Raw genomic sequence first — 10,186 nt, 5'->3', positions numbered from 1 at the left:
AGCCATCCCATCTGGGCCGGTTGGAGAGCATCACATTCCCGCTCGGGTGCCGGCCGGGTCGGTCGACTGCCGGCCGACCGCGGCCATCCATTCCCGGACACCCGGCAACGGTCTCAGCGGTTGGGCAGGCAGTGAGGACTCCACCTCCCACAGCTGCCGGCCGACCCGCCGTACGCCCTGTTCGTCACCGAGCTTCGAGAACGCCTGTTCGGCGGCGGAGAGCAGGTCGACCGCCTCCTGGCCGCGCTCGGCCCGGTGGTACGCCGCCGCCAGCCAGGTCGCCGACTCCGCCTCGATCCAGCGGTCCCCGCAGCGGCGGAACGTCCCGTGACACTCCTCCAGCTCCGGGATGGCCCCGCTGAGGTTCCCGTCGGCAAGGTGCGCCCGGCCGAGGGCGAGCCGCGCGTATCCGCTGCCGTAGCGGTGCCGCAACGTGGTGAACCCTTCCAACGCCGCCGAGCTGAACTCGCGGCTCTGGTCGTACTTGGCAAGGTCGAGGAGGGTCAGGGCGCGGTGCAGCCGGATCCACGGCCGCCGGAGCCGCTGCCAGCCGTCGGGGTCACCGGTGAGCCGCTCGGCCTCGGCGAGGGTGCTGCCCGCCTCCGGGTTCCCGCACTCCCGCAACACCTGCGCGTACGCCAGCAGCACGGCGGGAAGTTGCCGCGTGCTGGACGGTCCCCCGCTGGCACACAGCCGTCGGGCCTTCTCGAAGTACCGGGTGGCCGCGTCCAGGTCCTTGCGCGGCGCCTGCAGAACGGTCAACTCGCAGAGCACCCGGATGTGCTCGTCGCGGTCGTCGGCGTTCTGGACGCTGTGCTCGGCGGCGAGCAGGTCCGTCTCGGCCTGCGGCAGTTGGCGTAGCCGCCGCCGCAGGCTGCCGGTCACCCGCAGTGCCCGGGCCAGTGTGCGCGGCGACTGACTGCCGCGTTTCGCGGCGTCCTCGGCGCCGGTGATGGCCTCGTCGATCCAGCCGAGTTCGGCGTTGACCTCGGCCAGCGCCGCGAGGGTGAGACCTTCCTCGGTGGCGAACGCCAGCGCCCCGGAGTCGGTGCTCGACACCGCGGCGGCGCGTTCCCGGCACAGTGCGAGTGACTCGCGGGCGGAGTTCAGGGCGGCGTCGAGTTGGCCCCGGTCCAGGAACTCGAAGACCGTCATGCGCAGGAAATCGTCGACGTTGCGTTCGTTGCGCCGGCGCCGTCCCTCGGAGAGTTCCTGCCGGGCACGCCGCTGCTGCGTGCTCGTCAGGTAGCTGTCGAAATGGGTGGCGGCGTAGGCGTGGACGTAGACCGGCACCCGGAAGGTCAGCAGCCCGGAGTGGTCGTCCACCCGACGTTCCACGAACCGGGCGGAGGCGAGATGGTCGAGGAATCGGCCGGCGACGTTTTCGGGCATGGTGCGATCGGCGAAGGCGCCGTTGAACAGCATCGCCAGCATCCACCGCTCCACCCGACGCCGGTCGGTCAGGCCGAGCAGGACCAGCGCCTCCCGCTCCTCGCGGGTGAGCAGGGCGAAGGCCAGGTCGAGGATGCCGGAGAAGGCGACGACCTTCCTTCGTCGCAGATCGGTGGCCATCTCCCGCATGCGCCGGACGGCGATCTCCAAGGTCCAGTTCTTGCGTACGGCGAGCACCGCCCCGGCCATCTGGATCGCCACCGGATAGCCGGCCGCGGCGGCCACGATCTGCTGCGCCTCTTCCGGTTCGGCGCCGATCCGGTCACCCCCGACCAGCCGGTCGAGCAGGGCGGTGGCGGCCTCGTCCCCCAGCGGCTCCAGCGCCACCGGGAACTGTTCAGGGAACCCGGGGACCGCACCGCGGGCGGTGACCATGGTGAGGCACCCGGGGCCGGCCGGCAACAGTGGTCGGATCTGGTCCGGGTCGCCGATGTTGTCGAGGATGACCAGCACCCGCCGGCGCCGCGTCCAGTCCCTGTACCAGCGGCCGAGATCCGCGCGCTCCGGCATGACCTCCCGTGGCCCGCTTAGGGCCCGCACGAACGTCTCCAACCGGTCCTCGGTCAACTGATCGTCGGAGCTGTCGAACCGGAGCATCAGCTGCCCGTCGGGATACTGGTCCGACACCAGGTGGGCCATCCTGATCGCCAACGCGGTCTTTCCGATCCCGGGTTCGCCGTGGATGACGATCAGCGCGCCGCCGTCCCGGTCGGGCCGGGCGAGGTGGTCGCACATCTCATCCAACTCGCTGTCCCGGCCGGCCAGCAGACCGGGCGGCGGGGGCAGTTCGGCGGGCACGATCCGCTGCCGGCGCGGGCTGCCGGAGGCCAGGTCCAGACCGCCGGGCACGACCGCCATCGCGGGCGCCGCCGCACGGCGGCGACGGATCAGCGTCTGGACAATCCGTGCGCCGAACGCACCGACGACAAAGACCACGACGAACGCGAGGGCCGGGTAGAGAAAGTCGTACGTCAAAGTGGTGGCGCTGGGAAAGCCGAGCGGTAGCGCGAACAGGATGGAGCGTGCCGCGTTAACCGATCGCATCGCCACTCCTCGGTCGAGTCACTACATCATGCCGCTGCGAGGCAAACGAAAGCCAGGTCGTTGGCCCCTTCGGGATCGATAGTGGTCGCCGTGGAGGAGGCATGCACGGTCTTATCGAGGAGTCGCGATGGCCCTTACGGCCGATGCCATATGGCGCATAAGATCCGCCACGTCCCGGGCTGATTTCGGGATCCGGCCGACCCCTGGTCGGCCGATCGACCGCCGGTGGAAGTTCCGCGAGTTCGTACCAAATCATTGACGACTGGTCGTCGACGGCCCGCGAATAGCAGGGCGGACGGGCGACCAGGCCGGACCCACCGGTCAGCAGCGAACCCTTGCCCGGTTGCCGCTTGCGGGCGGTGACCTCGTGGGCCGGGCTCCCGCCGATCACCCGGGCACCCTCCTCTCCAGTGGACAGGTCGGAGCCCGCGCGCGGCACCCCGCAGGCCCTCCGGAGAGGAGCCGGGGTTCGATGCCGCCGGAAAACCTCTCGATCCGCGCGACGGAAATCGACAACAATGCCAGCGTGGAACGCGAGCGCCTGGTCAAGCTGAGCAAACGGATGTCGAAGGCACTCCGGCACGACCCCGGGCGGGCCGGCCTGGTGCTCGACCCGGCCGGCTGGACCCCCGTCGACGCCCTGCTCGCCGCCCTACGGATCGAGCGGACCGAGCTGGACGCGGTCGTCGCCGGCAACGACAAGCAGCGGTTCGCTGTCGAGCGCGGCCCCGACGGGGTGCTGCGGATCCGGGCCAACCAGGGCCACTCGGTTCCGGTGGACCTGGGGCTGCCCCCGGTTACCCCACCGGAGCGGCTCTATCACGGCACCGGCGCTGGCGCGCTGGAGTCGATCCGGGCCACCGGCCTGCACCGGGGCGGGCGGCACCACGTCCATCTCTCCGCCGACACCGAGACCGCCCACCGGGTCGGGGCCCGACGGGCCGGTCGGGTCGTGATCCTCACCATCGACGCTGCGGCGATGGCCGCAGCCGGGCACGTTTTCCATTGCAGCGCCAACGGCGTCTGGCTCACCGAGGCCGTCCCGGCCGGCTATCTGCTCGACTGACTCCGGCAGAGAAATGGATCGTCTTCTACGAGCTGACCACTGACGATCAGGCCTATCCCGAATCCACTGACAGCCGCGACGAAGCGTGGACACCGGTCACGTAGTCAGGCGTTACACACGCGGCCGGCGTCAGCCTCCAGGCCTTCGGTGTGCCGCGCCGGCGTAGGGTGTCGCCGCACTACCGGATCATGCGAATCCTTCCGGTGCTCAGCCGTTGGTCTCAGCTATCTCTTCCCAAAGGCGGCGCTGCTCGGCGCTGCTCAGCGAGTTGCCATCGGTGACGTGCAGCGCCCACGGAGTCAGGCACGGGCCATCGTGGACGCCGTCCGGGCAGAGCGTCTCGACCAGACGGTCGGTCAAGGCATCGACCTCGCTGGCCGAAGCGATCACGGGGATGGTGATCCGCCAAAGCTGGGCCTGGCCATCCCCGAGCCCGGCAGTGGTCATACGCGGTACCTCCGAAGGTCGGCGTGGGGCCGGTGCCGAACCAGCAAGCCCGGCGCCGAGTGGCGGCCTGCCGCTGCTAGAGCCGCGCGCGTCGCCACGACGGCCCCGCAATCTTCGGCGGTCTGGTGAGCGTGGGGATGATGGCGTGCCAGGTGGCGTGCCAGGCGCTGGGAGGGAGTGCCAAAGTGGCACACACCTCGCCCGCCAAATCCCCGGGTCCGCGGCCATGCCACGGGGTGTCGACGAAGACCTGGTAGTCACCGTCGAGCTGCAAGGCGACCCGGAACAGCTCCTGATTGCGGTAGTCGTTGGCGACCCAACTGGGTCTCAAACCGTAGGTGAGCAGCCGATCGCGGTCCATGTCCGTCAGGACACGTCGTCCGGCCGTACGCTCCGGCGTCTCCCACGAGTGATCCGCCACCACCCGCGCGACCTCAGCGTCGTACTCCGCAGCTGCGAAGGAGACACCCCGCATCATGGGCACTTCGAGCGACCAGTCCCAGTGCACCAGATCGCCGTCACGCACGATGGTGACGTCCGTGGATCCACAGCCGTAGACACCGCACTCGCATCGGGCGATGGCAACGGCCCTCGGTTCGGGGGTGGCCGCGAGACGATTGGTGGGAACAAGGACGTCGTAGGGGTCCATCCCGAGGCCTGCTCCGGCGGAGGTCATCTCCGTACCGTTGACGTAGACCTGCACTTGGAATCCGCCGCCTGCGTCGCCGGGCACCGGCGATACCTCCAGACGGAGAGAGTCGACCCCTGGCCGACGGACGACTCCTCCACCTGAGGCAAGGGTGAAGCCCGGGGGAACAGTGCCCGGACAGGGGATCCCAAGTTCCTCAAACGACTTGCCCACGAGATCGCGGATATCCCAGGAAGAATCATTCACCGAAGCACCGGCGAGTTCACGCAATGTCGGAGAGTCCAGCCCGTCGACCAACGCCTGACAAGCGGTATCGATCAGGTCCGCCAAGCCGTACCCGGTCTCGACGTTCCATTGCGCCACCGCGTCGTACAGGCGCTGCTTTGCGAACCCGCCGCCATTCCCAGTCACGCCAGCCATCATCCACGGCCCCTGAGAGAAACGCGCCATCATTTCACGTTCGCCGCTCACGGCGCGCCGCTCGTCACTCGACGGACAACCCGGGCCGTCGGCGCTGACGCCTTCGAGGTCACCGTTCAGGAAGCCCTGCTCAGATTTTCGCCATTGGGATCGGTGTCAGGATGAGGCGTCCAAGCGGCGTATCCGATCCCTCACGGCTGCTCGTTCGCCCTTTGCCGATCACCGCTAGCGGAGTCTCAACGCCTTGCGCTGCGGCGTAGTACTGCTCGACGTAGCTCGTCCGGTGCCCACACGAGCAGCGGGTAGGCGATCAGGATGGCGAGCATCGCGGGGTCAGGCAGGGCGGTGCCGAAGATCGCCTGCAGCGGGGGCACAGTGACGATGGCGGCGGCGACCGCGAGTTCGAAAGCGATTCCCCACAGCAGGAGCCGATTGCTTGCCAGGCCGATGGAGCGCAGTGAGGCCCGGTCCGTACGGGCGGCGAGGGCGGTGCCGACCTGACAGGCGACGATGCCGAGAAACGTCATGGTGGTGGCCTGCCGGTAGGCGTGGTGTAGGGGCGTGCCGGGGCCGGTGGGGGCGCCGGGCCGCCAGCCGGCCCGGTAGAGAGTGAGGAAGAAGCCTGCCATGACGAGGATGGCAGAGATGATGCCGAGGTAGACCCAGGCTCTGACGAGCATGTGTCGGTCGATGATTCTGCTTCCACGCCTTCGGGGTGGTCGGCTCATGAGCCCCGGCTCGGGAGGTTCGCGGCCGAGGGCCAGCGCGGGAAGGGTTTCGGTGCCGAGGTCAATGGCGAGGATCTGCAGGACGGTCAGCGGTAGCGGGACCGTTCCGCCCGAGATGGCGAAGACGAGGAACGGTACGACCTCGGGTGTGGCGTGGGCGAAGATGTAGAGGATGAACTTGCGGACGTTGTCGTAGACCTGCCGGCCGGATTGAACGGCCGCGACGATGGTGGCGAAATTGTCGTTGGTGAGGACCAGGGTGGCTGCCTCGCGGGTGACGTCCGTGCCGGTGCGGCCCATGGCCACGCCGATGTCGGCGCGACGTAGTGCGGGGGCGTCGTTCACGCCGTCACCGGTCATGGCCACGACGTGACCGATGCTCTGAAGCGCTTTGGCGATGCGAAGCTTCGCCTCGGGTGAGGAACGGGCGAAAACGAGATCCGGTGTGCGTACGAGAAGGTCGGTGAGTTTGTCGTCAGGCATGGCGTCAACGCGGTCGCCGTCGACCACGGTCGGGCTGGGCGCGGTGATGCCGACCCTGGTGGCGATGGCGGCGGCGGTCAGACCGTGATCGCCGGTGATCATGATGATGCGAATGCCGGCTGTGTGGCAGCAGGCGACCGCGTCGGCGACCTCGGGCCGGGCGGGGTCGAGCATCGCGACCCAGCCGAGGATGCACAGGCCACGTTCGGCCTCGTCCCGGCCGGCGGGGACTTCCGACACCGGGCGGCGGGCCGCTGCGATGATCCGCATGCCCTTGGCGGCCTGCGCTGTCACTGCCTCCGTCAGGTGCCGCCGGACCGTGTCGTCCAAGGGCCGCTCTCGCCCGTCGGCTTCGACGATCGTGGTGGAGCGGGCGATGACTGCTTCGGGGGCGCCTTTGGTGTGTAGCCACGTACCGCGCTCGTCGACATCGACGGTGGACATCAGCCGCAGCTTGGGATCGAAGTGAAACTCTCCCCGCCGACACCGCCGACGCTGTTCCGGTGACGTGTCAACGCCGACCCCCTCGGCGAACCGCAGCAGAGCGATCTCCGTGGGATCCCCGGTCGCTTCCGCGCCCGGCTGGGACCCGAGTCGCGCGTTGCTGCAGAGCACGCCGGTCCGCGCGAGGTCCCGCACCACCGCGGGCTGCTCTCTACGTGTCAGGTCGGCCTCTTCGATGAGGCCTCCGGCATACCATGCCGCCACCACCCGCATCTTGTTCTCGGTTACCGTCCCCGTCTTGTCGGTACAGATCACGGCGGTGGACCCGAGAGTCTCCACCGCGCTGAGCCGTTTGACGACGGCCCCGCGCCGGGCGAGTCCGCGTACGCCCACGGCGAGAGCGAGGGTGATCGTGGGCAGCAGACCTTCGGGGACGTTGGCGACGAGGAGCCCGATCGCGAAGGCGAACGCGTCGGAGACAGGCATTCCGGCGGCCCACACGCCAATCGGGAAAAAGATCGCCCCGGCGATGGCAGCGACCCCTGCGATAAGCCAGGCCACCCGCTTGACCTGCTTCTCCAGCGGGCTTTCCTCGCGGCCGACCCGCTGGGACAGCGCGGCGATGCGCCCCAGTTCGGTGCGCATGCCCGTGGCGTAGACCAAGGCCCGGGCCTCACCGCCCAGGCAGGCGGTCCCGCTGAACGCGAGAGGGGCAGCCTGGACCAGCGGCTCCCGCATGCTGGTGTCGCCCGCAGCCCGATAGACCGGCTGCGACTCGCCGGTCAGAGTCGACAGGTCCACCTCGATCGATCCGTCGAGGAGTCGGGTGTCGGCGGAGATCCGCTCACCCTCCGCGATGAATACAACGTCACCGGGCACAAGGTGCCGTGCGTCGACCTGCTGCCGCCGCCCGTCGCGCAGAACGTTGGCCTGTGGTGGAAGGTACCGGTTCAGCGCCTCGACGGCGTGTTCGGCGTGACGCTCCTGAGCGAACGCGAACACCGCGTTGATCAGGATCACGACCACGATCGCCGCCGCCAGTACCTGTGTGCTGGCGACCCAGGCCAAGCCGGCGGCCACCCAGAGCACCAGCGCGAGTGGGTGGATGATCTGCCGGACCAGATCCCGCCACCACCGGGTTCCGCCCTGCCGCCGCAGCTCGTTCGGCCCGTACCCGACCAGTCGTTGTTGAGCCTCGGCGCTTGACAGCCCGTCGAGGCTAGCCCTCAGTTCTTCGAGGAGCTGGTCGATCGGCTGTCGCGGGTCATGCCCGGCCCGCGGGACGTTCCCGCCCGGGTCCCGCGGTGACTGCCGTGCCATGCTCTCAGACTGCCGCACCCCCGGGCACGACGCGTGCTTTTCGACCCCAGGGGTGACAGAGCTATCTGAATCAGCTATTCCTCGTACACTGTCGTGGGGCGTTCGGGAGGGCTCAACTCCAGACCCTCGTCGTACTGGCTGCCGGGCCAATGAGCGCAATGGATGTGAATGCGTCCACGCCGGTGAGTACGGCGACCGCCGCGACCCGGTGACACGGCCTGAGGTGGGCGGCCGACCGCTCGCGCTCCCGCCGGTCAGGTTCGGAAGGTCGGGGCTCCTACGAGGGCAACTCGAACAGTTCCAGCTGGATGCCGTCGGGGTCTCGGAGATAGAGGATCTTCGTGCCGGCCAGCGCCCCCGCGTTGACTCCGTCGCCGTCCTGAAGCACGACCGGATCGGCGTTGACGTGCACGCCTCGCTCCCGCAGGTCACGGTGCGCCGCGTCGATGTCGTCGACCTCGAAACACAGGTGCATGACCCCGACGTCGCAGTTGCGCCCGGTGAAGGGCCTCGGCTGCGGGCTGTCGTACTGGATGAGTTCCAGCAGGACGTTGTCGCCGACCAGCGCGAAGGATGCCCGCATCGACGGGTTCGCGACTTCGACGACGGCGCCGATCGCCGGGTTCGCGGCCGAGATCGTTACGCCGTTCGGCGCGATGCCGAGGACGTCCTCGTACCACCGCACCGACAACGCCAGATCGCTGACCGGCACTCCGATGTGATTCATCCTGGTCACTCTGCTCATGATCTCCATTCTGAAGAGCGGCGTCGCGCGGTGGAAGGCACAGATCTTCCGCGTACCGCTGGTACCACCCAGCCCAATGACCTATGGCGGATCATGTGGTTATGAATGACCTCGGAGCTGCGCTGCGAGCCTGGCGGGACCGCCTGGACCCGGCCGCGGTTGGTCTCATGAACGCATCCCCGCGCCGCGTCGTCGGACTACGACGCGGCGAGTTGGCGACACTGGCCGGCATCTCCCCCGAATACGTGGCACGCCTCGAACAGGGCCGGGCCGCGACGCCGTCGGCGCAGGTATGTGCCTCGCTGGCTCGCGCGTTACGGCTCTCCGACGACGAGGAGGTGCACCTGATGCGTCTTGCCGGCTTCGCCGCGGCACCGGACCGGATACCCCACCTGATCCCCAGCAGCCTGCACCGCGTCGTTGACCACCTCGGCGACACACCGGTGGCCGTCTACGACGCCCTGTGGCGGCTTCTGCACTGGAACCGGCTGTTCGCCGCCGTCTTCGGCGATCCCTCGGGCACGACCGCCGACGATCGCAATGCCCTGATCGTCCAGTTCGAATCCCGAAACGCCCGCGTCCGTCAGACCGACGCCGAGCGCGCCTACTTCGAGCAGTCGTTGGTGGCCGACCTGCGCGCCACCAGCGCCCGCTACCCGAACGACCCCGACGTGGCGGCGCTGATCTCGCGCATGGCCGAGAACGACAGGTTCTGCCGCCTTTGGGCCCTCCGCGCGGTAGCCAATCACGAGAGCGCTCACAAGACCGCCGTACACCCGAAAGTCGGTGCCATTCCGCTGGACGCTAACGTCCTGACCACTCAGAACACCGACCTTCGCGTCGTAGTCCTCACACCTCGGTCTGACACCGCCGCTCGCGAGAAGCTGGATCGACTGGGTTGACTACATGCCGGCCGGGGACGGCCGACGCCGGATGTGACTGAGCCGGTGGCGCGTGTGGGTGCAGATACTCGTCGGCATCCACACGCGCCACCGGCAGGAGGAACCCTCAGAGGGTGAACACCACTGTGGAGATGCTGCGCGCGCCGACGTTGATGGTGGCCTGACCGCCGTTGACGCTGGTCGGTTGGCTGGCCGCGTTGGCGTTCTGCGAGGTGAGGTAGTGCTCGGCCCGGGTGACGTTCTGCGGTGCCTGGATCACGGCGTTGTTGACCGCGCTGTTCGAGCGGTTGAGGATGACCAGGGTGATCTTTCCGTCGCCCTGGTAGGCGGTCACCTCCAGTGGCGAGGCTTTCGTGCTCTTGGTCAGGGCGATCCGCTGGTAGCCGGGGCGTACGTACTTGGCGTACTGGGAGAAGGCGTAGCCGCGTTTGAGGGGGGCGCCGGCGACGGTGCCGTAGGCGGACTCGCCGTCACCGATGAAGGAGT

The 10,186-nt window shown here is 68.7% G+C and carries 8 protein-coding genes; 2 read left to right on the top strand and 6 right to left on the bottom strand.

The features are described 5' to 3' along the window. Positions 1-30: 30 nt before the first annotated feature. Complete coding sequence (locus tag QCZ28_RS23200; protein ID WP_279518618.1) at positions 31-2,496, bottom strand: NB-ARC domain-containing protein; 2,466 nt, start codon at positions 2,494-2,496, stop codon at positions 31-33. Positions 2,497-3,022: 526 nt separating this feature from the next. On the opposite strand from QCZ28_RS23200, the gene QCZ28_RS23195 reads away from it, so the two are divergent. Further along, a complete protein-coding gene (locus tag QCZ28_RS23195; RefSeq protein ID WP_279518617.1) occupies positions 3,023-3,562 on the top strand; it encodes an RNA 2'-phosphotransferase in 540 nt (179 codons plus the stop codon). Positions 3,563-3,769: 207 nt separating this feature from the next. On the opposite strand, the gene QCZ28_RS23190 is transcribed toward QCZ28_RS23195, so the two are convergent. From QCZ28_RS23190 to QCZ28_RS23175, 4 genes are all read right to left on the bottom strand, one after another. Next, positions 3,770-4,009 carry a hypothetical protein gene (locus QCZ28_RS23190; protein WP_279518616.1) on the bottom strand — a complete coding sequence of 80 codons (240 nt, stop codon included), beginning with the start codon at positions 4,007-4,009 and terminating at the stop codon, positions 3,770-3,772. 76 nt (positions 4,010-4,085) lie between these two features. Further along, positions 4,086-5,129, bottom strand: a complete 1,044-nt coding sequence (locus QCZ28_RS23185; protein ID WP_279518615.1) for a hypothetical protein — start codon at positions 5,127-5,129, stop codon at positions 4,086-4,088. 185 nt (positions 5,130-5,314) lie between these two features. After that, positions 5,315-8,053: a cation-transporting P-type ATPase gene (locus tag QCZ28_RS23180; RefSeq protein ID WP_279518614.1), complete on the bottom strand. Its 2,739-nt coding sequence runs from the start codon at positions 8,051-8,053 to the stop codon at positions 5,315-5,317. Positions 8,054-8,330: 277 nt separating this feature from the next. Then, entirely contained in the window at positions 8,331-8,780 is a 450-nt protein-coding gene (locus QCZ28_RS23175) for a VOC family protein (protein ID WP_279518613.1), read from the bottom strand. A 101-nt stretch (positions 8,781-8,881) separates the two neighbouring features. On the opposite strand from QCZ28_RS23175, the gene QCZ28_RS23170 reads away from it, so the two are divergent. After that, the gene (locus tag QCZ28_RS23170) at positions 8,882-9,700 is read left to right on the top strand and encodes a helix-turn-helix transcriptional regulator (protein WP_347815126.1); all 819 of its coding nucleotides are present in this window, start codon (positions 8,882-8,884) and stop codon (positions 9,698-9,700) included. A 106-nt stretch (positions 9,701-9,806) separates the two neighbouring features. Here QCZ28_RS23170 and QCZ28_RS23165 read toward each other — a convergent pair. Continuing rightward, positions 9,807-10,186, bottom strand: a 380-nt coding sequence (locus tag QCZ28_RS23165; protein WP_279518612.1) for a glycoside hydrolase family 30 beta sandwich domain-containing protein, incomplete at its 5' end; no start/stop codon positions are given.

The sequence above is a fragment of the Micromonospora sp. DH14 genome (assembly GCF_029809455.1).
GTDB lineage: Bacteria > Actinomycetota > Actinomycetes > Mycobacteriales > Micromonosporaceae > Micromonospora > Micromonospora parva.
The sequence above is the reverse complement of the archived record's forward strand: the minus strand, read 5'-3'. Positions and strand labels throughout refer to the sequence as shown.

What these genes read in the sequence shown, in the direction of transcription:
- QCZ28_RS23190 (WP_279518616.1), bottom strand. Translation starts at nt 4,009, where the DNA reads ATGACCACTGCCGGGCTCGGGGATGGCCAGGCCCAGCTTTGGCGGATC.
- QCZ28_RS23170 (WP_347815126.1), top strand. Translation starts at nt 8,882, where the DNA reads ATGGCGGATCATGTGGTTATGAATGACCTCGGAGCTGCGCTGCGAGCC.
- QCZ28_RS23180 (WP_279518614.1), bottom strand. Translation starts at nt 8,053, where the DNA reads ATGGCACGGCAGTCACCGCGGGACCCGGGCGGGAACGTCCCGCGGGCC.
- QCZ28_RS23175 (WP_279518613.1), bottom strand. Translation starts at nt 8,780, where the DNA reads ATGAATCACATCGGAGTGCCGGTCAGCGATCTGGCGTTGTCGGTGCGG.
- QCZ28_RS23200 (WP_279518618.1), bottom strand. Translation starts at nt 2,496, where the DNA reads ATGCGATCGGTTAACGCGGCACGCTCCATCCTGTTCGCGCTACCGCTC.